This window comes from Streptomyces sp. DSM 40750 (genome assembly GCF_024612035.1).
Taxonomy (GTDB): domain Bacteria; phylum Actinomycetota; class Actinomycetes; order Streptomycetales; family Streptomycetaceae; genus Streptomyces.
Map to the genome: position 1 here is coordinate 5,592,070 of NZ_CP102513.1, position 21,394 is coordinate 5,613,463.

Annotated in this window: 17 protein-coding genes and 2 tRNA genes; 9 read left to right on the forward strand and 10 right to left on the reverse strand. The window is 68.9% G+C overall.

Annotated features, from left to right (window positions below; translation table 11 throughout):
• Window positions 1-48 precede the first annotated feature (48 nt).
• From hrpA to JIX55_RS25005, 4 genes are all read left to right on the forward strand, one after another.
• Complete coding sequence (gene hrpA / locus JIX55_RS24990; RefSeq protein ID WP_257565527.1) at window positions 49-4,038, forward strand: ATP-dependent RNA helicase HrpA; 3,990 nt, start codon at window positions 49-51, stop codon at window positions 4,036-4,038.
• Window positions 4,039-4,139: 101 nt separating this feature from the next.
• Window positions 4,140-4,214, forward strand: a tRNA-Asp gene (locus JIX55_RS24995).
• A 117-nt stretch (window positions 4,215-4,331) separates the two neighbouring features.
• Window positions 4,332-4,850 carry a hypothetical protein gene (locus JIX55_RS25000; protein ID WP_257565528.1) on the forward strand — a complete coding sequence of 173 codons (519 nt, stop codon included), beginning with the start codon at window positions 4,332-4,334 and terminating at the stop codon, window positions 4,848-4,850.
• 140 nt (window positions 4,851-4,990) lie between these two features.
• Window positions 4,991-5,182, forward strand: a complete 192-nt coding sequence (locus tag JIX55_RS25005) for a DUF6274 family protein (RefSeq protein ID WP_257565529.1) — start codon at window positions 4,991-4,993, stop codon at window positions 5,180-5,182.
• Between the two features lie 585 nt (window positions 5,183-5,767).
• Here JIX55_RS25005 and bldC read toward each other — a convergent pair.
• Together bldC and JIX55_RS25015 are read right to left on the reverse strand one after the other, a co-directional pair.
• A complete protein-coding gene (bldC, locus tag JIX55_RS25010) occupies window positions 5,768-5,974 on the reverse strand; it encodes a developmental transcriptional regulator BldC (protein WP_003949541.1) in 207 nt (68 codons plus the stop codon).
• Between the two features lie 630 nt (window positions 5,975-6,604).
• Window positions 6,605-7,447 carry a hypothetical protein gene (locus tag JIX55_RS25015; protein WP_257565530.1) on the reverse strand — a complete coding sequence of 281 codons (843 nt, stop codon included), beginning with the start codon at window positions 7,445-7,447 and terminating at the stop codon, window positions 6,605-6,607.
• Between the two features lie 223 nt (window positions 7,448-7,670).
• On the opposite strand from JIX55_RS25015, the gene JIX55_RS25020 reads away from it, so the two are divergent.
• Window positions 7,671-8,765 carry a Leu/Phe/Val dehydrogenase gene (locus JIX55_RS25020; RefSeq protein WP_257565531.1) on the forward strand — a complete coding sequence of 365 codons (1,095 nt, stop codon included), beginning with the start codon at window positions 7,671-7,673 and terminating at the stop codon, window positions 8,763-8,765.
• Window positions 8,766-9,088: 323 nt separating this feature from the next.
• Window positions 9,089-9,343, forward strand: a complete 255-nt coding sequence (locus tag JIX55_RS25025) for a DUF3073 domain-containing protein (RefSeq protein WP_257565532.1) — start codon at window positions 9,089-9,091, stop codon at window positions 9,341-9,343.
• A 240-nt stretch (window positions 9,344-9,583) separates the two neighbouring features.
• Here JIX55_RS25025 and purM read toward each other — a convergent pair whose 3' ends face one another.
• The 5 genes from purM to JIX55_RS25050 form a co-directional block, all read right to left on the reverse strand.
• The gene (gene purM, locus JIX55_RS25030) at window positions 9,584-10,654 is read right to left on the reverse strand and encodes a phosphoribosylformylglycinamidine cyclo-ligase (protein ID WP_257565533.1); all 1,071 of its coding nucleotides are present in this window, start codon (window positions 10,652-10,654) and stop codon (window positions 9,584-9,586) included.
• 67 nt (window positions 10,655-10,721) lie between these two features.
• On the reverse strand, window positions 10,722-12,248 hold the full coding sequence (gene purF, locus JIX55_RS25035) for an amidophosphoribosyltransferase (RefSeq protein WP_257565534.1): 1,527 nt from the start codon (window positions 12,246-12,248) through the stop codon (window positions 10,722-10,724).
• Window positions 12,249-12,332: 84 nt separating this feature from the next.
• A complete protein-coding gene (locus JIX55_RS25040) occupies window positions 12,333-13,148 on the reverse strand; it encodes an META domain-containing protein (RefSeq protein ID WP_257569472.1) in 816 nt (271 codons plus the stop codon).
• Between the two features lie 56 nt (window positions 13,149-13,204).
• Window positions 13,205-14,002 carry a maleylpyruvate isomerase family mycothiol-dependent enzyme gene (locus tag JIX55_RS25045; RefSeq protein WP_257565535.1) on the reverse strand — a complete coding sequence of 266 codons (798 nt, stop codon included), beginning with the start codon at window positions 14,000-14,002 and terminating at the stop codon, window positions 13,205-13,207.
• A 10-nt stretch (window positions 14,003-14,012) separates the two neighbouring features.
• Window positions 14,013-15,359: a hypothetical protein gene (locus tag JIX55_RS25050; protein ID WP_257565536.1), complete on the reverse strand. Its 1,347-nt coding sequence runs from the start codon at window positions 15,357-15,359 to the stop codon at window positions 14,013-14,015.
• Between the two features lie 236 nt (window positions 15,360-15,595).
• Here JIX55_RS25050 and JIX55_RS25055 point away from each other — a divergent pair, with 236 nt between their 5' ends.
• The gene (locus JIX55_RS25055; RefSeq protein WP_257565537.1) at window positions 15,596-17,188 is read left to right on the forward strand and encodes a substrate-binding domain-containing protein; all 1,593 of its coding nucleotides are present in this window, start codon (window positions 15,596-15,598) and stop codon (window positions 17,186-17,188) included.
• Window positions 17,189-17,266: 78 nt separating this feature from the next.
• On the opposite strand, the gene purL is transcribed toward JIX55_RS25055, so the two are convergent.
• The 3 genes from purL to purS are packed head-to-tail and all read right to left on the reverse strand — an operon-like array spanning window position 17,267 to window position 20,480.
• Window positions 17,267-19,543, reverse strand: coding sequence for a phosphoribosylformylglycinamidine synthase subunit PurL (purL, locus tag JIX55_RS25060; RefSeq protein WP_257565538.1), 2,277 nt, complete (start codon window positions 19,541-19,543; stop codon window positions 17,267-17,269).
• Window positions 19,540-20,220 (reverse strand): phosphoribosylformylglycinamidine synthase subunit PurQ, encoded by a 681-nt coding sequence (gene purQ / locus JIX55_RS25065; protein ID WP_257565539.1) that lies wholly within the window; start codon window positions 20,218-20,220, stop codon window positions 19,540-19,542. The genes purL and purQ overlap by 4 nt, the downstream gene beginning before the upstream one ends.
• The gene (gene purS, locus JIX55_RS25070) at window positions 20,217-20,480 is read right to left on the reverse strand and encodes a phosphoribosylformylglycinamidine synthase subunit PurS (protein ID WP_005482678.1); all 264 of its coding nucleotides are present in this window, start codon (window positions 20,478-20,480) and stop codon (window positions 20,217-20,219) included. The genes purQ and purS overlap by 4 nt, the downstream gene beginning before the upstream one ends.
• A 341-nt stretch (window positions 20,481-20,821) precedes the next feature.
• Here purS and JIX55_RS25075 point away from each other — a divergent pair, with 341 nt between their 5' ends.
• A complete protein-coding gene (locus JIX55_RS25075; RefSeq protein WP_257565540.1) occupies window positions 20,822-21,139 on the forward strand; it encodes a histone-like nucleoid-structuring protein Lsr2 in 318 nt (105 codons plus the stop codon).
• A gap of 160 nt (window positions 21,140-21,299) precedes the next feature.
• Window positions 21,300-21,371, forward strand: a tRNA-Gly gene (locus JIX55_RS25080).
• The last annotated feature ends 23 nt before the right edge of the window (window positions 21,372-21,394 follow it).

The window sequence follows — 21,394 nt, forward strand, 5'->3', positions numbered from 1 at the left end:
CAAAAGCGTTCGCCTGTCGTTTCCCGGAGGTGAGATCCTGGGTCGCGTATGTCCACTCACCCTGCCCCCACCTTCGGCGCCCTCGCCCCCCGTCTGGCCGAGCTGTCCCTGCGCGACGCGCACCGGCTCGGGCGCAGGCTCGAAGGCGCACGCAAGATCCGTAAGCCCGAGGCCCAGGCCGCCGTTCTCGCCGAGATCGAGGCGGAGGTCGCCAAGGGCGAGATCCGCATGGCCGAGCGCGCCGCGCGCGTGCCGGCCATCTCGTACCCCGAGCAGCTGCCCGTCAGCCAGAAGAAGGACGACATCGCGGCCGCCATCCGCGATCACCAGGTCGTCATCGTCGCGGGTGAGACCGGCTCCGGGAAGACGACCCAGATCCCCAAGATCTGTATGGAGCTGGGGCGCGGCGTGCGCGGCATGATCGGGCACACCCAGCCCCGTCGCATCGCCGCCCGTACGGTCGCCGAGCGTGTGGCGGAGGAGCTGCGGACGCCCCTGGGCGAGGCCGTCGGCTGGAAGGTCCGCTTCACCGACCAGGTGAACCCGGACGCGACCTTCGTGAAACTGATGACAGACGGCATCCTGCTCGCCGAGATCCAGACGGACCGCGAGCTGCGCGCCTACGACACGATCATCATCGACGAGGCCCACGAGCGGTCCCTCAACATCGACTTCCTGCTGGGCTACCTGGCCCAGCTGCTGCCCAAGCGCCCCGACCTCAAGGTCGTGATCACCTCCGCGACCATCGACCCCGAGCGCTTCTCCCGGCACTTCGGCGACGCGCCGATCGTCGAGGTCAGCGGCCGTACGTACCCGGTCGAGGTGCGCTACCGCCCGCTCCTCGAAGAGGACGGCGACGACTCCGACCGGGATCAGATCACCGCGATCTGCGACGCCGTCGAGGAGCTTCAGGGGGAGGGCAAGGGCGACATCCTGGTCTTCCTCTCCGGGGAAAGGGAGATCCGCGACACCGCCGACGCGCTGATCAAGAAGAACTACCGCTTCACAGAAGTACTCCCCCTCTACGCCCGGCTCTCGCACGCCGAACAGCACCGCGTCTTCCAGCCGCACACCGGCCGCAGGATCGTTCTGGCCACGAACGTCGCCGAGACCTCCCTCACGGTCCCCGGCATCAAGTACGTGATCGATCCGGGCTTCGCCCGCATCTCGCGCTACAGCCACCGTACGAAGGTCCAGCGGCTGCCGATCGAGGCGATCTCCCAGGCCAGCGCCAACCAGCGCAAGGGCCGCTGCGGCCGTACGTCCGACGGTGTCTGCATCCGTCTGTACTCCGAGGACGACTTCGAGGCCCGCCCGGAGTTCACGGACGCCGAGATCCTCCGTACGAACCTGGCGAGCGTCATCCTCCAGATGACCGCGGCGGGTCTCGGCGACATCGAGAAGTTCCCCTTCATCGACCCGCCGGACCACCGCAACATCCGGGACGGCGTACAACTCCTCCAGGAACTCGGCGCGCTCGACCCGGCACAGAAGGACGTACGCAAGCGTCTGACCGAGATGGGCCGCAAGCTCGCCCAACTGCCCGTCGACCCGCGCCTCGCCCGCATGGTCGTGGAGGCCGACAAGAACGGCTGCGCCCGCGAGGTCATGGTCATCGCCGCCGCGCTGTCCATCCAGGACCCGCGCGAGCGCCCCGCCGACAAGCAGGCCCAGGCGGACCAGCAGCACGCCCGCTTCAAGGACGAGACGAGCGACTTCCTGGCGTTCCTCAACCTCTGGCGGTACATCCGCGAGCAGCAGAAGGAGCGCGGCTCGTCGTCCTTCCGCCGGATGTGCAAGCAGGAGTACCTGAACTACCTGCGCATCCGCGAGTGGCAGGACATCTACAGCCAGCTGCGGACGGTCGCCAAGCAGATGGGCATGCATCTGGAGGAGCCTCCGGCGGATACTGCCGCCCCCGAACAGCACGTCCACGTCTCGCTCCTCGCCGGCCTGCTCTCCCACATCGGCATGAAGGACGTGAAGGAGGCCGCAGGAGAGGGCGGGAGGAACACAGGGAAGAACGAGTACCTGGGCGCGCGGAACGCCAAGTTCGCGATCTTCCCGGGCTCGGCCCTCTTCAGGAAGCCCCCGCGGTTCGTGATGTCGGCGGAGCTGGTGGAGACGAGCCGCCTCTGGGCGCGTGTCAACGCCAGGATCGAGCCGGAGTGGGTCGAACCGCTCGCCGAACACCTGCTGAAGCGCACCTACAGCGAGCCGCACTGGGAGAAGGACCAGGCGGCCGTGATGGCGTACGAGAAGGTCACGCTGTACGGCGTACCGATCGTCGCCCAGCGGAAGATCAACTACGGTCGTATCGATCCGGAGGCCAGCCGCGAGCTGTTCATCCGCAACGCGCTCGTCGAGGGCGACTGGCGTACGCACCACAAGTTCTTCGCCGACAACCGCAAGCTCCTCAGCGAGGTCGAGGAGCTGGAGCACCGGGCCCGGCGCCGGGACATCGTGGTCGACGACGACACGCTCTTCGACTTCTACGACCAGCGGGTCCCCGAACACGTCGTGTCGGGCGCCCACTTCGACTCCTGGTGGAAGCACAAGCGCCACGAGCAGCCCGACTTCCTGGACTTCGAGCGGGAGATGCTCATCCGGGAGTCGGCGGAGGCGGTCACGAAGGCCGACTATCCGGACTCCTGGCGCCAGGGACAGCTGAAGTTCCGTGTCACCTACCAGTTCGAGCCGGGCGCGGACGCCGACGGCGTGACCGTCCACGTTCCCCTCCAGGTCCTCAACCAGGTCACGAACGAGGGCTTCGAATGGCAGATCCCGGGTCTGCGGGAGGACGTGGTGACGGAGCTGATCCGGTCCCTGCCGAAGCCGATCCGCCGGAACTACGTACCGGCGCCGAACTTCGCGCAGCGGTTCCTGGACCAGGCGGTGCCCTTGCAGGAGCCGCTGACGGTGACGATGGCCCGCGAGCTGAAGCGCATGGTGGGCGTACCGGTCACGCCCGATGACTTCGACTGGGCCCGGGTCCCCGACCATCTGAAGATCACCTTCCGGATCGTCGACGAGCGGCGGCGGAAGGTGGCCGAGGACAAGGACCTGGAGTCGCTGCGGCTCAAGCTGAAGCCGAAGGCACGCCAGGCGCTCTCCCAGGCGGCCGCCGCCACCGCCGAACGCCAGGGCGGCGAGTCCCTGGAGCGGAAGGGCCTGACCGACTGGACGATCGGCTCGCTCACGCGCGTCTTCGAGACCCGCCGGGCCGGGCAGCCCGTGAAGGCATATCCGGCGCTCGTCGACGACGGACCGACGGCGAACACCGTCTCCGTACGTCTCTTCGACACGGAGGCGGAGCAGGCGGAGGCGATGTGGAAGGGCACGCGCCGACTGATCCTGCGCAACATCCCGGTCAACCCTGCGAAGTTCGCGTCCGAAAAGCTCACGAACGCTCAGAAGCTCGCTCTGTCGGCCAATCCGCACGGTTCGATCCAGGCTCTGTTCGACGACTGCGCGATGGCGGCGGCCGACAAGCTGATCGCCGACTTCGGCGGGCCGGCGTGGGACGAGTCGTCCTATCGCAAGCTGTACGACAAGGTCCGCGCCGAGATCGTCGACACGACCGTGCGGACGGTCGGGCAGGTGCAGCAGGTCCTCGCCGCATGGCAGGCCTGTGAGCGCCGTCTGAAGTCCACCCGGAGCCCGGCCCTCCTCGCCAACCTCGCGGACGTACGGGGGCAGCTGGACGCCCTGGTGAAGCCCGGGTTCGTGACGGAGGCGGGGCTGCGCCGTCTTCCGGATCTGATGCGCTATCTGGTGGCCGCGGACCGGCGGCTGCAGCAGATGCCGACCGGGGTCCAGCGGGACACCTCTCGCATGGAGAAGGTCCACGAGATGCGCGACGAGTACGCCTGGCTCCTGGAACAGCTCCCGCAGGGACGGCCGATCCCCTCCTCGGTCCTGGAGATCCGCTGGATGATCGAGGAACTGCGCGTCAGCTACTTCGCCCACGCCCTGGGCACGGCCTATCCCGTCTCCGACAAACGCATCGTGAAGGCGATCGACGCAGTGGTGCCGTAACGGTGTCCGCACGCTGAGTGAGTTCGACCGCGAGGCTCCCGCTCCTGTACAGTCTCTTCTCGCAGGCCAGCGCGGCAACATGGCGCGAATCTGCGAAACCTGGTCCTGTGGAGCAGTTTGGAGTGCTCGCCACCCTGTCAAGGTGGAGGCCGCGGGTTCAAATCCCGTCAGGACCGCACGATGACGAGAGGCCCGCATCCGAAGAGGATGCGGGCCTCTCGCGTTGCCGCACCCCGCAGCCGAGCTTCCTGTCGCCCTCGCACACCACGCCACCGACCGGGAAGGAACTCCCCGTGGCCGAGCACCGTCTCGACTCGGACCGGCTGCACGCCTGGTGCCAGGAGGTGTCGCGGCGCGTGGATCGGCTGATGGAGTCGTTCGAGGAGACGCACGGCTACCCCGTGGGCGACAACGCCGTGGCGCCGGTCGACGACGACACCCTGGGCGCGGTCGCCCTGCTGGCGGCCCACCGCCCGGCACCCGAGCCTCTGTTGTCGCTCTACGCGGTACTCGACAGCGTGTCCCTGCCCGACGTCGGCAACGGGTACTTCATCCACTCGCCGTCCACCGTGATCGCGCAGCTGGACGAGTACGGCACGGTCGCCCTCACGGGCGGCGGGCACGGAATCGTGTTCGGCAGCGACGGCGGCGGCCTCTTCGCCGTGGGGGACGACGGCTCGGTCCACAGGTCCGGGACCGCTTCGTGGAGCGGCGAGTTCCATGCCGTGGCGGCCGGCCTGGAGGGCTTCCTCGAAGAACTGCTCCGCGCGATCGAGCAGTTCACGGCCACGGGCCACCCGGGGCGTCTCTGAGCCCCCGACGGGCCGCACAGCCGAGCCGAGGGCGGCGGGGCGGGGTCACTGCACGTGTGTGCCAGGCGCCGTGGGGGTTGACGGCGTCACATTCCGCCGGTACCTCAGTTTCAGGGCCCAGAGACCCCCGGAGGTGGCGTATGGCGGCGTCCGCTCGGCATGAGACCCGCGCATTACTCCGTGCTCATCTGTCGGCCGCCTCCTCGTACCGCCACCTCACCCCCCACTGCCCGATCTGCCACCGCCTGCTGCGGCTGGCGACGGAGCCCGGGGCGGGCGGCGAGGACGGCATCGAGGGGCCCGCAGCGGACGAGACACCTTCCAAGGCGTGAGACTCGTCCCGTAGGGAACACACTCGGCGAGGGCGTGTCTCGCTCAACTCCCGTTCCCTTTACCGCAGATGCCGCTCAGGTAACAAGGATCCGGGCATGTGACGGGTGTCACCGCAAGAGTTTCCAGAAGGTCGGTACTTACAGGTCACCTACAACTTGTCAATTTTATATGTGCAATTGCACCAGTCCCCGAAGGCCTGCACAGGAGATCCGACACCCCTCCCCAGAGTCCGACAGGCCCGCGCACAACCCGCCACTTCCGGAGCTGAAATCCGCCGGCCCGCGCACCCTCGCCACCCCTCCGCGCACCCCCGCGCACCCCCGCGCGCCCGCACTGCACACCCACACGCCCCCGCGCACAAAAAAAGATCGCGCTGGACCCGGCGGAGTCCAGCGCGATCTACGACGCACCCTTGTTGCTTGCCTGACGATGTCCAGGGGGCATGTGGCCTCCTGGAAAGCTCTGAGTGGCTGGGGCGTGGGACCTGTTGGGGCAGGACCCGCGTCGCTTGGAGCTGTTTGAGCGGTGCTTCCGGACCCTCGGCCGATTGGGGGACCAGCCGAAATGCCCTGCTATGCGGCGGTTCAGGCCTCGCTGCGCTGCTGCGGAATGCCCGCGAGCAGTGCGCGGACCTCAGCCTCGCGGTAACGGCGGTGTCCGCCGAGCGTACGGATGGACGTGAGCTTGCCGGCCTTCGCCCACCGCGTGACCGTCTTGGGGTCGACGCGGAACATGGTGGCGACCTCAGCCGGGGTCAGCAGCGGCTCGGCATCAGGGGTGCGAGCGGTCATGAGCGGCCTCCTCGGGAGAACCGAACCTTCTCGGTTCTTTCCTCTAAATTCTGCACCTTGACCCGCGTTGCCCGAAATGGCGGACGCGAGTCGAGTCGGTTATAGGACGAACGGCTTGTCCTCGGCACTACAACTACACCATCTGTCCAGCCGCGTCGGCCAAACCGATGGAATTGCCCTCCCAGGTGTTCATCAGCGACGGATGCCGATGGACCATGCCATAGCGGACAGTCACGCCACTGTGACGATCAGTCACAGTGGCGTGCAGGAGTCACGAGACCCCCCAAAGCGTGCAATGCTGAGATTCCACCCATGCATGGGCAGAAGGAGCCTCCCCCGGGCTCCTTGTCCTATTTTGACACGAGGAGGTGCGTAAGAGGCAAGGCCCGCGTAAGTGCAATCCGTCACGCTTGGCGCCTGCTTGATACAAAAGCCCGGATCGGGACCTACGTCCCATGATGACGCCCCTGTGGAACTTCGGTGCGTCAAGCCTGGGCCAAGGGTGGACAGTTCACCATGCTTCGGCTTTCGTGGAAAGCCTTTTCCCACTGGCCTCACAAGTCACAAGTACGGCTGAGAGGTGGAGCCGGTTCAACCGGTTCGGCCCGATTCTGCTCCCCGAGCGCCGGTTCAGTTCGCCGAGCGCCGGTCCCGTACCGCCCGCCAGCGCTCGACCAGACGCCCGTACGCCTCCCCGGCGGCGAGGCCGTCCCCGGTGCGGAGGGCCTCGATGCCCTCGGCGACATCGGCGGCGGAGTGGTCGCCGTCCAGCTCGTCGGCGGGCAGGACGTGTACGAGGCCGCCGTAGTCCAGCTCGACCAGCGAGCGCGGGTGGAACTCCTCCAGCCAGCGGCCCACGTCGATCAGGCCGTCGATGAGCGGCCCCCCGTCGATCGCGTCCCGCAGTGCCCGCAGCCCGCGCGCCACGCGTCGCCGGGCCTGCACCATGGGCGTGCGATAGCGAAGCACGGGCAAGCTCTCGCCCGAGCCCTTCTCGTACCTCCGCTCCTCGTCCGAGACGAGCACGAACCAGTTCAGCGGCACGTGCCAGGTCGAGGTACGGATCCACGGCCGGGCGTCGGGGTTCCGGGCCATCCAGCGCTCGTAGTCCTGGCTCGCCTGCCGGCGCACCAGCGGCGGCAGCACCGCGTCCAGGACCGGGGCGGGCAGCTCCTCGGCCAGGTCGCCGAGCGCCTGCCAGCCGCGCAGCCGGGTGCGCCAGGGGCAGACATGGACCACCCCGTCGACGTCCAGCACGAAGGCGTCGCTGCTCTCGTGCACCGGCACCGGGATCGGCGGAACGGGCAGCAGATCGGCCAGCGAGCGGCGCAGCTCGTCCTGGTACGAGGGCCGGTCCGGGCGCCGGGCGTAGCGGGCCCAGTGGCCGCGCTCGGGCTCGGGGAAGGCCGCCAGCGGCTCGTACACGCGGAGGTAGGACGCGTACGGGACGATCACCGAGGACACCTTGGGCACGCCTGCTCCCTCCCCCGGCTGCCACCGGGGAAACCTGCCGAACCCGCACACCGGCGGGCCGGAAAACTGTGCGGATCCCACCACGGCCGTACTCCGGAAGTGGGGTGATCCTGAGGCTGCGCCGCTGTCCGGCGGACGCAGGCTCTAATCTCATGCTCACAGACCCCGCCACCCGTACGGGAGCCTGTCACCGACCGCCGCTTCTTACCCAGGAGTCACCACAGTGACCGAAGTATCTGACGGCGTCCTGCACACCCTGTTCCACTCGGACCAGGGCGGTCACGAGCAAGTCATGCTCTGCCAGGACCGGGCCAGCGGCCTCAAGGCCGTCATCGCCATCCACTCCACCGCGCTGGGCCCCGCTCTCGGCGGCACGCGCTTCTACCCGTACGCGACCGAGGCGGAGGCCGTCGCCGACGCGCTGAACCTCGCGCGCGGGATGTCGTACAAGAACGCCATGGCCGGGCTCGACCACGGCGGCGGCAAGGCCGTGATCATCGGCGATCCCGACAGGATCAAGAGCGAGGAGCTGCTGCTCGCCTACGGACGGTTCGTGGCCTCGCTGGGCGGCCGCTACGTCACCGCCTGCGACGTCGGCACGTACGTCGCCGACATGGACGTCGTGGCACGCGAGTGCCGCTGGACGACCGGCCGGTCCCCCGAGAACGGCGGCGCCGGCGACTCGTCCGTCCTGACCGCCTTCGGCGTCTACCAGGGCATGCGGGCCTCCGCCCAGCACCTGTGGGGCGACCCGTCGCTGCGCGGCCGCAGGGTCGGCATCGCGGGCGTCGGCAAGGTCGGCCACCACCTCGTGGAGCACCTGCGGGCGGAGGGCGCCGAGATCGTGATCACGGACGTGCGCGAGGACGCCGTACGGCGGATCCTCGACCGTCACCCGGAAGGCGTCACCGCCGTCGCCCACACCGACGCGCTCATCCGGGTCGAGGGGCTGGACATCTACGCCCCCTGCGCGCTCGGCGGGGCGCTCAACGACGACTCCGTGCCCGTCCTCACCGCCAGGGTGGTGTGCGGCGCGGCCAACAACCAGCTCGCGCATCCCGGTGTCGAGAAGGACCTCGCCGACCGCGGGATCCTCTACGCGCCGGACTACGTGGTGAACGCCGGCGGCGTCATCCAGGTCGCCGACGAGCTCCACGGGTTCGACTTCGAGCGGTGCCGAGCGAAGGCCGCGAAGATCTACGACACCACGCTGGCGATATTCGCACGCGCGAAGACGGATGGCATTCCGCCGGCTGCCGCGGCCGACCGGATCGCCGAGCAGCGGATGCACGAGGCGGCCGCCGCGCGCCGTCACTGACCCTCCGCAAGGACGTCGTACGACCGCCGCGCGGCGGTCGTACGATGTCGGCCGGTACCCGTCGGCAGCTTTAGAGAGAACTCTCACTTCCGTCGGCGGGTCGCTCGCCGAGAAACGGTTAAAATCACGGTTGACCAGCGAGGACAGGGCTCCTCGCAGGTTCTGGGCACAGGCACGTCCTGCGGGCGACGTACCGTATGGGCGCGGGCTCAGGTACCGTGGAAGCCCTACGGACCGGTCTCTCCACGGAGAGCCCGTTCCAGATCATGAACGCGTGTCAAGACTCTGGGGCCACCGAGCCCCGTATCCGAGGGGGTCGAGCCATGGGGCGCGGCCGGGCAAAGGCCAAGCAGACGAAGGTCGCCCGCCAGCTGAAGTACAGCAGCGGCGGGACTGACCTGTCGCGTCTGGCCAATGAGCTGGGCGCTTCGACTTCGAGCCAGCCGCCGAATGGCGAGCCGTTCGAGGATGACGAAGAGGACGACGACCCGTACTCCCAGTACGCGGCTCTCTACAACGACGACGATGAGGACGAGGACGACGAGTCCGGTCCCGCGTCGCATCGTCGCGGAGCTTGACGCCGCGCTGTTGCGCTTTGCCCGGTCCGAGCGGGTTTCCACCGCCGGACCGGGTTTTGTGCTGCATCGCTCCGCTTGGGGCGAGGGCGCCTGAGGGGTTGGGGTCCGCTGTGAATGGGCGGGTGCGGGTGCGTTGTGGTTGCTCGCGCAGTTCCCCGCGCCCCTTTTGGGCCTTCGGCCCATCCAGGGCGCCTTCGGCCCATCCAGGGCGCCTTCGGCCCATCAGGGGCGGGTCGCCGTTCAGGAGCGTGCGTAGTCGCCCACCAGTTCCGCGCCCGTCGCGTGGTTGTCGCGGTCGGTGATCTCGCCTGCGACCCAGGCCTCGACGCCGCGGTCCGCCAGGGTTGTCAGGGCCACGTCCGCCGACTCCTCGGGGACGATGGCGATCATGCCTACGCCCATGTTCAGCGTCTTCTCCAGCTCCAGGCGTTCGACCTGGCCCGTCCTGCCGACGAGGTCGAAGATCGGCGCCGGGGTCCAGGTGGAGCGGTCGACCGTGGCGTGGAGGGTGTCGGGGATGACGCGGGCCAGGTTGGCGGCGAGGCCGCCGCCGGTGACGTGGCTGAAGGCGTGGACCTCGGTGGTGCGGGTGAGGGCCAGGCAGTCCAGGGAGTAGATCTTGGTGGGCTCCAGGAGCTCCGCGCCGAGGGTGCGGCCGAGTTCGGCGATCTCGGCGTCCAGGGAGAGACCCGCCTGGTTCAGCAGGACGTGGCGGACGAGCGAGTACCCGTTCGAGTGAAGGCCGGAGGCCGCCATGGCGATCACCGAGTCACCCGTACGGATACGATCCGGGCCGAGCAGCCGCTCCGCCTCGACCACGCCCGTGCCGGCGCCGGCGACGTCGAAGTCGTCCGGGCCGAGGAGGCCGGGGTGCTCGGCGGTCTCGCCGCCGACGAGGGCGCAGCCGGCGAGGACACAGCCCTCGGCGATGCCCTTGACGATGGCGGCGACCCGCTCGGGGTGGACCTTGCCGACACAGATGTAGTCGGTCATGAACAGCGGTTCGGCGCCGCACACCACGATGTCGTCCATCACCATCGCGACCAGGTCGTGGCCGATGGTGTCGTAGACGCCCAGCTGACGTGCGATGTCGACCTTCGTGCCGACGCCGTCCGTGGCGGAGGCGAGCAGCGGGCGTTCGTAGCGCTTGAGGGCGGAGGCGTCGAAGAGGCCGGCGAAACCGCCGAGGCCGCCGAGGACCTCGGGGCGCTGCGTCTTCTTGACCCACTCCTTCATGAGTTCTACGGCGCGGTCGCCCGCCTCGATGTCGACGCCCGCGGCTGCGTAGCTGGCACCAGTTGTCTCAGACATGACGGTGAGAACTTTCGTGTCGTCCTGCGGCAGGTAAGCAGGTGTTACCCGCTGTCTACGGGCTGTCTTACGGGCGACGGATGGCGTCGGCCGCGGCCGTGGCGGCGGGCCCGGCTGCCAGCTCGGTCTCCAGGAGCTGCTTGCCGAGCAGCTCGGGGTCCGGCAGCTCCATCGGGTACTCGCCGTCGAAGCAGGCACGGCAGAGGTTCGGCTTGGCGATGGTGGTCGCCTCGATCATGCCGTCGAGGGAGATGTACGCCAGGGAGTCGGCGCCCAGGGAGGTGCCGATCTCGTCGATCGTCATGCCGTTGGCGATGAGCTCGGCGCGGGTGGCGAAGTCGATACCGAAGAAGCAGGGCCACTTCACGGGCGGCGAGGAGATCCGGATGTGGACCTCGGCGGCGCCCGCCTCGCGGAGCATCCGGACCAGGGCGCGCTGGGTGTTGCCGCGCACGATCGAGTCGTCGACGACGACCAGGCGCTTGCCCTTGATGACTTCCTTCAGCGGGTTCAGCTTCAGACGGATGCCGAGCTGGCGGATCGTCTGGGAGGGCTGGATGAACGTACGTCCGACGTAGGCGTTCTTCACCAGACCCGCACCGAACGGGATGCCCGAGGCCTCCGCGTAGCCGATGGCGGCCGGGGTGCCGGACTCCGGGGTCGCTATGACCAGGTCGGCGTCGGCGGGGGCTTCCTTGGCGAGCTTGCGGCCCATCTCCACGCGGGAGAGGTACACGTTCCGGCCGGCGATGTCGGTGTCCGGGCGGGCCAGGTAGACGTACTCGAAGACACAGCCCTTGGGCTTCGCGTCCGCGAATCGGGAGCTGCGCAGACCGTTCTCGTCGATGGCGATGAACTCGCCCGGCTCGATCTCGCGGACATAGGCGGCGCCGCAGATGTCGAGGGCGGCGGACTCGGAGGCGACGACCCAGCCGCGCTCCAGGCGGCCGAGGACGAGCGGGCGGATGCCCTGCGGGTCACGCGCGGCGTAGAGGGTGTGCTCGTCCATGAAGACGAGGGAGAAGGCGCCGCGCACCTGCGGGAGGACCGCGTGGGCGGCCTCCTCGATGGTCAGCGGCTTGCCGTCGCTGTCGACCTGGGCCGCGAGGAGCGCGGTGAGCAGGTCGGTGTCGTTGGTGGCCGCGACGCGGGGCGTACGGCCCTCCTGCTTGGGCAGGTCGGCGACCATCTCGGCGAGCTGGGCCGTGTTGACCAGGTTGCCGTTGTGGCCGAGCGCGATGGAGCCGTGCGCGGTGGCACGGAAGGTGGGCTGGGCGTTCTCCCAGACGGAGGCGCCGGTGGTCGAGTAGCGGGCGTGACCGACCGCGATGTGACCCTGGAGGGACCCGAGCGAGGTCTCGTCGAAGACCTGGGAAACGAGGCCCATGTCCTTGAAGACGAGGATCTGGGAGCCGTTGCTGACCGCGATACCCGCGGATTCCTGGCCCCGATGCTGGAGGGCGTAGAGCCCGAAGTAAGTGAGCTTCGCGACCTCTTCGCCCGGAGCCCAGACACCGAAGACGCCGCATGCGTCCTGGGGGCCTTTCTCGCCGGGGAGAAGGTCGTGGTTGAGTCGTCCGTCACCACGTGGCACGCCACCGAGTGTAGGCGAGATCGTGCACCGGTCCGAATCCGGTGATCTCGCCCGCCCCCGTCACCGACTGCGGGCCGTCGCATGTCACTTGTCGGCGACGGCGCCGATTCCCGCGTTGTTTTCGCTGGTCAGCGTGATACTGCGGTGATCGATCCGATACTCCACCGTGCCCTTGAAGAGCTCCAGAAGGGACCGCTCGGCGGCCATGAGTGAGTCGGAGCACATCTTCCGGGTGGTCCGCGGATTGCCGAGGGTGATCTCGTCGTCGCTCACCGTCGCCTTCGCCGACACCTCGTTGCAGCCGAGGCTTCCTTGAAGCGTTCCGGCCTTCTTGTCGAGGGTGAACCAGGCCTTGCCCTGGGCGGCCTCGGGGAGGGAGGTGGCGACGTCGTGGTCCATGAGGGAGTCGATCCGCCACTTCGTGCCGTACAGCTCGGCGGGCTTCTCCTCGCTGAGTTCGACGGTGTCGCCGTCGGTCGTGGTGAGGGTGAGCCTGCCGTCGGTGGTCTCGGCCGTGAACTTCTCGGCGTCGAGCGTGCGGGCCAGGTTCTCCTCGAACTTCATCGACACATCGCCGCAGGCCATCTCGGTGGACCGGGCGGTCTCGAAGTCGATGCCGTCGTCCTTGAAGGCGGCGGTCGAGCCGAAGGTGTTGCAGCCGTAGTTGCCGTCGACCTCGCCGTTGTCGGCGATCTTCAGGTAGGCACCGTCGGGGGCCTGCTCGGTCGTCCCGCCCACGGTGAGGCTGTCGACCTTCCAGCGGACTTCGGTGACCGAGGCCTTCGTGGTGTTCGAGCCGACGTTGCCGCTGCCGGAGTCGTCGGCCGACTCGGTACCGCAGGCCGCGAGCAGCGGAAGCGGAAGCAGGGCCAGGGCGGTGAGGGTCAGTCGCTTGTCCATGCCGGTGGGACGGGTGGGGTGCATGGGCGGTTCCACCGGGTTTTCGGGATCCGCGCTCAGCTCATGAGGGGCAGCAGTCCGCTCAGATCGGCCCGTTCGCCGCTCGCGCCGACCTTCGCCTCGTCCAGGGCTGTGGCCCATTCCAGGCGGCCGGTCGCGAGGCGGATCCAGGTCAGCGGGTCGGTCTCGACGACGTTCGGCGGGGTGCCCCGGGTGTGCCTCGGCCCCTCCACACACTGCACGACGGCATACGGCGGGATCCTCACCTCCGTCGAACCGCCGGGCGCCCGCGCGGCGAGGGTGTCGGCGAGCAGGCGGACGCAGGTGGCGAGGGCATGCCGGTCGTACGGGATGTCGAGGCCGGGGACGGCGGCGTTCAGGTCGTCGGTGTGGACGACGAGTTCGATGGTGCGGGTGAGGAGATAGTCGTCGAGCATCATGCCGCCGGCGCGGGTGTCGACGACCCGGTCCTGCGGGGTGGCGGCGAGCGCGTCGTCGATCCGCTGTCCCACCCCGGCGTAGAGGGCGACGAGGTCCGGGTTGGCCTCGGCCAGGTGGTGGCTGCCCTCGGCGACGGCACCGGCGTACGTGGCGGTCGCGGAGGCGTAGTCGAGCGGGCCCAGTTCGGCCTTGGCGGGCTCGTCCCGGCCGAGGGCGCGGCTGACGCTCTCGACGGCCATGGTGATGTGCGCGGCCAGGTCCCGGACGGTCCACTCCCCGAGCCGGGTCGGCTGCGCGAGCTGCACGGCGGTGAGGGTGCCCACGGCCTCCCGTACGTTCCCGAACTGGGCCAGCACGGCCTTGCGGGTCTTCGCGGGGTCGTAGGTGCGGGGGCGTTTCCTGGCCGGAGGCATGGTGGGGAGCCTATTCCGAGGGGAGGGCGGCAGAGGTCGGGAACTTGATGTCCGTGCAGTCGCGACGGGCGGTGATCCGGTCGACGTAGGACTGGAAGAGGGCGCGGAGGCTGGGGGCGAGCGTGTCGGTGTACGAGGAGCTGACGCTGATGGTGTGGACGGCGGGCTCGCCGTCGCAGGTGGAGGAGGCCCACCAGACGGCGCCGCGGTCGGAGCGGCCGGCCGTGCCGGGTCGTATGGGGGTGCGGTCGCCGCCGAACGCCTCGGCCACGACCTCGCGGGCCTCGTCGCCGAAGAAGGAGTCGGTCTGGAGCCACCACGGGGAGTGGGCCAGTACCTGGTCGAGCCTGAGGGAACCGCTCTCGGGGGCTTCCGGCCAGGCCTTCTCGACCTGGGCAGGGCTCGCCGCGAGCAGACAGCTCTCCTTGAAGCCGTGCTCGCCCACCGGTGCGGGGCGGGCGCGGTCGGGGAGGCCGGTGTCGTCCGGCAGACCGCCGACGAACTCGGCGTACCAGCGGCAGGACTCCTTCGCCGACGCGGCCTCCTTCAGCTTGGCGTCCGGTATCCACAGCCTGGGGAAAGAGGTGTGCTTGAAAGGCCCGTCCGGGGTGCAGCCGACGCGCTCCGCCGCCTCGTACGCGGCACCGGCGGCCAGCTCGATGACGGTCTGGAGATCCCGGAACGAGACATCGTCGTAGTCGGCCTCGGCCCGTACGTTCACCGAGGTGACGCCGTCCTTCGCCGACGCGCACGTCACCTTGAACGTGGCGCTGTCGTCGTCGTAGTGCCCGAGCCCTCCGTCGTCCTCCACCGGGTAATCCAACGGGTACTCGGGCGCGTGGTCGGCCACCCGCGTCACGTCCTCGACCTCCACGTCGCCGAAGATCCGCTCCTCGAACGGCCGCAGTGGATTGCCGACGGGATTGGCCCCGCCGTCACCGGGGTTCGTGCGGACGGTGAGCGCGAAATGGCCGTATGAGGTGCCGGGGGCACCTACGCGGTAGATCACGCAGCGGCCGGGGAGGGACTCCGCGGAGTCGAGTGTGAACGAGTCGTCGGCGTCGCTCCCCGAAATCACCCGTGCCGTACCGCCGTTGAGCCCCAGCACCCGATCGGGGTTCACAAGTCCCGCGCAGGCTTTGGTGATGTGCTCACGGCCGGCCTGCCTGTCCTCGTACTCCTCCCTCTCCAGCCACAGGCCCCAGCCGCTCGCGCCGATGCCGAACACGGCGATGACGGCGGTCAGTTGGTTGAACGCGTTGCGCGCGCGGCTGCCGCGGTCCGGGAGCAGCGGGCGGGAGCCGGTGGTGCGGGAGGGGTCGAAGGGGTCGGGGGTGTGCTCGGCGTGGAGGATCATGACGTGCCGAAGCTAGCACCGGCCACTGACAGCGAGGCCGCCGAGCCCGGCTCCCGGCTCCCGGCTCCCGGCTCCCGGCTCCCGGCTCCCGGCTCCCGGCTCCCGGCTCCCGGCAGGCTGTCACCGGATCGGCACGGTCCGTTCTTCGAGTGGACAGTGCGACGTTATGTGACGTAGGCCTCCTTGATCGATCATTCGTTCTTCTTGGGACGCATGCTCGATCAGGGGGACGAGAGGTGTTCGAGACCATCGCCGACTTCTTCGGCGGGCTGAGCAACGGGCAGATGTGGGCGGGTGCCCTGGTGTGCGCACTGTCCGCGAGCCTCGGGGCGTACTGGCTGGACAAATACCAGGGCTGGCGGCGGATCAGCTGGAGCGAGGTCTACAACGGGCCCATCAACAAGCACATCAACAACCAGCCGCCGCCCGGCATGTGGGAGATCCACTGGCAGGGCCGGCAGATCAGTGAGGGCAGCCTGGTCATCCTGGAGGTGCGCAACTCGGGGGTGCAGCCGCTGGAGCCGGAGCACTTCGTCGCCCCGCTGACCTTCCGGTTCGAGGGCAAGAAGGTCGTCCACTTCAAGGTGCGCGACGCCCACGAGCCCCTGGAGAGCGCCCTGCGCCCCTTCGTGCGCGCCGCCATCCAGCCCGAGCCGGCCGACGGCGACGATGCGCGGCAGCCCGCACCCGAGCCGACCGACACGATCACCCTGCCCCTGTTCACCCTCAACCGGGGCGAGCACTTCCGGCTGCTGGTGCTGGTGGAGGACGACGGCACCGGCACCACGAACAAACCCAAGATCACCCACACCGGCAAGCTGCGGGGCGGCCGTATCAAGTGGAGCTTCGGGCGGGCCAGGCGCCGGTTGGCCACCGCCATCGTCATTCTCCTCGTGGCCTCCTTCAGTGTCGGCACCGGTGTCTACGCCAACAACAGAAGCCTCGCGCTGAACGCCACCTGCTCCCCGGGCACGCTCACCCTGACGGGCTCGACCGCCTTCTCGCCCCTGGCCCACCAGGTCAAGGAGGTGTACGAGGAACGGTGCCCCGGGACCAGGGTGGAGCTGCGGCCGAGCTCCAGCGAGGAGGGGCTGCGGGCGCTGGCGGAGCACCCGGCCGACGAGACCATCGCCATGGTCGACAGCGTGGCCGGGCAGAAGCCGGAGCAGGGCTACGACGCCCACCACGTCGGGGTACTCGTCTTCGCGGTCGTGGCGAACGAGTCGCTCGGCACGGACCTCACCAACGGCGAGTCCCTCTGGGACAAGGGCCTGAGCCAGGAGCAGCTCCGGCAGATCTTCTCCGGCGGCACACTCGGCGACACCGAGGGCCGCCTCACGAGCGCCCCCGTGGCGGTCATCCGCTCCAACGGCTCGGGCACCCGGAACGTCTTCGAGGACCGGGTCCTCGGCCCCGTGACCGCCCCGCCCAGCGCCGACGCCTGCCCCCGCCCCGCACCGGGCCAGGAGGGCGCCGACAACGAGAATCCGCCCCGGATCTGCTGGGTGCGGTCCACGCTGGAACTGCTCGACTACGTCAACCGCACGCCGAACGCCATCGGGTACGCCGAGGCCGACGCCCTCCCCTTCTTCCCCAACGTCCGCACGGTGCCGATCAACAGCACGGCCCCCACCCACGAGAACGTCCTCAACGGCAACTACAAGTTCTGGGCCTCGGAAGTCCTCTACACCCAGCCGGGCGCGACCGGCCTCCCCCGCAACTTCCTCGACTTCCTGCGCAGCCGAGGCGTGTCCAAGCTGCTGGAGGGCCAGGGGTTCCTGCCGTGCCGGGAGGTGGAGGACTCCAGGGACACCGCGATGAGGTGCTGAGCGGCGCGAGGCCGCCGCCCCGGGCCCACGAGGGGACCCTGGAGCGGCGGCCTTGAGGCGTCGTACTGCCGACCGGCGTTACGCCAGCAGCGCCGGGATCGTGCCCTCGTGGGCCGTGCGCAGCTCCTCCAGGGTGAGGGTGAACTCGCCCTGGATCTCGACCACCGCGTTCGCATCGGACTCGGTGCCGTCCACGACGCCGATGCGGGTCACCGGCAGGCCGCGGGCACCGCACATGTCGTTGAAGCGGACCTCCTCGGAGCGGGGGACGGCGACGACGGCGCGGCCGGCCGACTCCGAGAGCAGGAAGGTGAACGCGTCCAGGCCGTCCGGGACGATCAGACGCGCGCCCTTGCCGCCGAGCAGGGCCGACTCCACGACCGCCTGGATCAGGCCGCCGTCGGAGAGGTCGTGCGCGGAGTCGATCATGCCGTCGCGGGAGGCGGAGATCAGGATCTCGGCCAGCAGGCGCTCGCGCTCCAGGTCGACCTGCGGGGGCAGACCGCCGAGGTGGTCGTGGACGACCTGGGACCAGGCCGAGCCGCCGAACTCCTCGCGGGTGTCGCCGAGGAGGTAGAGCAGCTGGCCCTCCTCCTGGAAGGCGACCGGCGTCCGCCGGGCGACGTCGTCGATGACGCCGAGGACCGCGACGACCGGGGTGGGGTGGATCGCCACCTCGCCCGTCTGGTTGTAGAGCGAGACGTTGCCGCCGGTCACCGGGGTGCCCAGCTGCTGGCAGGCGTCCGCCAGACCGCGTACCGCCTCCGCGAACTGCCACATGACCGCCGGGTCCTCGGGCGAGCCGAAGTTCAGGCAGTCCGAGACCGCGAGGGGCTTGGCGCCGGTGGTGGCGACATTGCGGTACGCCTCCGCCAGGGCCAGCTGGGCGCCGTGGTACGGGTCCAGCTTGGCGTAGCGGCCGTTGCCGTCCGTCGCGATGGCGACACCGAGGCCGCTCTCCTCGTCGACGCGGATCATGCCGGAGTCCTCGGGCTGGGCGAGCACCGTGTTGCCCTGCACGAAGTGGTCGTACTGGCTGGTGATCCAGGACTTGGAGGCCTGGTTCGGGGAGGCGACCAGCTTCAGGACCTGCTCGCGCAGCTCCTCGCTGGTCGCCGGGCGCGGCAGCTTGTTCGCGTCGTCCGCCTGGAGCGCGTCCTGCCACTCGGGGCGGGCGTACGGGCGCTCGTAGACCGGGCCGTCGTGCGCGACCGTGCGCGGGTCGACGTCGACGATCTTGCCGCCGTGCCAGTAGATCTCCAGACGGTCGCCGTCGGTCACCTCACCGATGACCGTGGCGATGACGTCCCACTTGTCGCAGATCTCGAGGAAGCGGTCGACCTTCTCCGGCTCGACGACCGCGCACATGCGTTCCTGCGACTCGCTCATGAGGATTTCCTCGGGCGAGAGGGTCGAGTCACGCAGGGGTACGTCGTCGAGGGTGACGCGCATGCCGCCCGAGCCGTTCGAGGCCAGCTCGGACGTGGCGCAGGAGAGCCCGGCCGCGCCGAGGTCCTGGATGCCGACGACCAGCTTCTCCTTGAACGCCTCCAGGGTGCACTCGATGAGGAGCTTCTCCTGGAAGGGGTCGCCGACCTGGACGGCGGGGCGCTTCGACGGCTTGGCGTCGTCGAAGGTCTCGCTCGCCAGGATCGAGGCGCCGCCGATGCCGTCACCGCCCGTGCGAGCCCCGTAGAGGATGACCTTGTTGCCCGCGCCGGAGGCCTTCGCGAGGTGGATGTCCTCGTGCCGCATGACGCCGATGGCACCGGCGTTGACCAGCGGGTTGCCCTGGTAGCAGGAGTCGAAGACGACCTCGCCGCCGATGTTCGGCAGGCCCAGGCAGTTGCCGTAGCCGCCGATACCGGCGACGACGCCGGGGAGGACGCGCTTGGTGTCCGGGTGGTCCGCCGCGCCGAAGCGCAGGGGGTCGACGACGGCGACCGGGCGCGCGCCCATCGCGATGATGTCGCGGACGATGCCGCCCACACCCGTGGCCGCGCCCTGGTAGGGCTCGACGTACGACGGGTGGTTGTGCGACTCGACCTTGAAGGTGACCGCGTAGCCCTGGCCGACGTCCACGACACCGGCGTTCTCACCGATGCCGACCAGCAGCGCGTCGCTCTGCGGGGCCTTCTCGCCGAACTGGCGCAGGTGGACCTTCGAGGACTTGTACGAGCAGTGCTCGGACCACATGACCGAGTACATGGCGAGCTCGGCACCGGTGGGCCGACGGCCGAGGATCTCGACGACCCTCTCGTACTCGTCCTTCTTCAGGCCCAGTTCGGCCCAGGGCAGCTCGACGTCGGGGGTCGCGGCCGCGTGCTCGACCGTGTCCAGAGGCGTCCGGCTCATGCGTTGACCAGCTTCTTGAGGATCGAGGTGAAGAAGGGGAGGCCGTCGGTGCGGCCGGTGCCGATGAGCGGCTCCACGGCGTGCTCCGGGTGCGGCATGAGACCGACGACGTTGCCCGCCTCGTTCGTGATGCCGGCGATGTCGTTGAGCGAGCCGTTCGGGTTGAAGTCCAGGTACCGGAAGGCGACGCGGCCCTCGGCCTCCAGCTTGTCCAGCGTGTACTGGTCGGCGACGTACCGGCCGTCCATGTTCTTCAGCGGGATGTGGATCTCCTGGCCGGCCTCGTAGTCGGTGGTCCAGGAGGTCTCCGTGTTCTCCACCCGCAGCTTCTGGTCACGGCAGATGAAGTGGAGGTGGTCGTTGCCGAGCATCCCGCCCGGGAGGAGGTGGGCCTCGGTGAGGATCTGGAAGCCGTTGCAGATGCCGAGGACCGGCAGTCCGGCCTTCGCCTGCTCGATGACCGTCTCCATCACCGGCGAGAAGCGCGCGATGGCGCCGGCGCGCAGATAGTCGCCGTAGGAGAAACCGCCGCACAGCACCACGGCGTCAACCTGGTGGAGGTCCTTGTCCTTGTGCCAGAGAGCGACGGGTTCGGCACCGGCGAGCCTGATCGCGCGCTGCGTGTCCCGGTCGTCGAGACTGCCGGGAAAGGTGACGACGCCAATACGAGCGGTCACTTTCCTGCCTCCGCGACTTCCTCGACCTTGACGGTGAAGTCCTCGATCACGGTGTTGGCGAGGAAGGATTCCGCCAGCTCATGGATGCGGGCGAGCGCGGCGTCGTCCACCGGTCCGTCAACTTCCAGTTCGAATCGCTTTCCCTGACGTACGTCGGAGACGCCCTCGAAACCGAGGCGCGGCAGCGCGCGCTGCACCGCCTGGCCCTGGGGGTCGAGGATCTCCGGCTTGAGCATGACGTCGACTACGACGCGTGCCACTGGCACTCCCGGTGTGTGGTGCTGAGCAGGTTCCTTCAGACTACCCGTACAAAATTTCTACGCGAGTAGATTGGTAGGAAACTACAGGGATTCCGGGTGACGGCGGTCACGATCCGGTATCGAGTGATCACCCTCGCGAAAACTTCTGGGAAAGATCCCGGATCCCTATTGCGCGAGGGACACGCGGGCGGATTAAGTCTGTCTTCACATTGCAATGCCGGGCACTGTACAAATGAATTGGCAATAGCCGATACTTTGCCCAAATAACAGCCGGACAGCCGACATCTCCCTGACGTCAGGGCACGTCAACGGAGAGATGTCGCACGAAGGGACCGATATTCGTGGCGCAGCGTGTCGTGGTCACTCTCTCCGACGACATCGACGGCTCGGAAGCGGCGGAAACGATCGCCTTCGGACTCGACGGCAAGTCGTACGAGATCGACCTGAACGAAGCCCATGCCAAGACACTGCGTAAGGCGCTCGCGCCCTACGTGGAGGCCGGCCGCAAGCGGTCGAAGTCGGGCAAGGCGTACAAGCAGACCCAGGTCGCCCCGGATCCGGCGGCCGTCCGCGCCTGGGCCCAGGCCAACAAACTGGAGGTCCCCGCGCGCGGCCGGATCCCCAAGAGGGTCTACGAGGCGTTCGCCGAGGCACAGTAGGCACACCCACGTCGGCCGGTCCTCAGGGTTCGTCAGCGAGCCTTGAGGACGGTCGACTTGGACCCCGGGGACAACCGACTTGCGTTGCCCCCCGGCGGATCGGCTAGAGTCTGGAGCACGCCGAGGGGCAAGGCCGAAAGGCCCGGCTCACCGGAGTCACGCGGGTGTAGTTCAGTAGCAGAACATCCCTCTTCCAGAGGGAAGGCGCAGTGTGCAATTCCTGTCACCCGCTCTGGATCACTTACCGACCACTGT

Excerpts from the sequence above, each read along its gene's own strand:
- hrpA (WP_257565527.1), top strand. The coding sequence starts at position 49 with ATGTCCACTCACCCTGCCCCCACCTTCGGCGCCCTCGCCCCCCGTCTG.
- bldC (WP_003949541.1), bottom strand. The coding sequence starts at position 5,974 with ATGACCGCTCGCACCCCTGATGCCGAGCCGCTGCTGACCCCGGCTGAG.
- JIX55_RS25040 (WP_257569472.1), bottom strand. The coding sequence starts at position 13,148 with ATGGACAAGCGACTGACCCTCACCGCCCTGGCCCTGCTTCCGCTTCCG.
- JIX55_RS25045 (WP_257565535.1), bottom strand. The coding sequence starts at position 14,002 with ATGCCTCCGGCCAGGAAACGCCCCCGCACCTACGACCCCGCGAAGACC.
- purM (WP_257565533.1), bottom strand. The coding sequence starts at position 10,654 with ATGTCTGAGACAACTGGTGCCAGCTACGCAGCCGCGGGCGTCGACATC.
- purL (WP_257565538.1), bottom strand. The coding sequence starts at position 19,543 with ATGAGCCGGACGCCTCTGGACACGGTCGAGCACGCGGCCGCGACCCCC.
- JIX55_RS25050 (WP_257565536.1), bottom strand. The coding sequence starts at position 15,359 with ATGATCCTCCACGCCGAGCACACCCCCGACCCCTTCGACCCCTCCCGC.
- JIX55_RS25025 (WP_257565532.1), top strand. The coding sequence starts at position 9,089 with ATGGGGCGCGGCCGGGCAAAGGCCAAGCAGACGAAGGTCGCCCGCCAG.
- JIX55_RS25005 (WP_257565529.1), top strand. The coding sequence starts at position 4,991 with ATGGCGGCGTCCGCTCGGCATGAGACCCGCGCATTACTCCGTGCTCAT.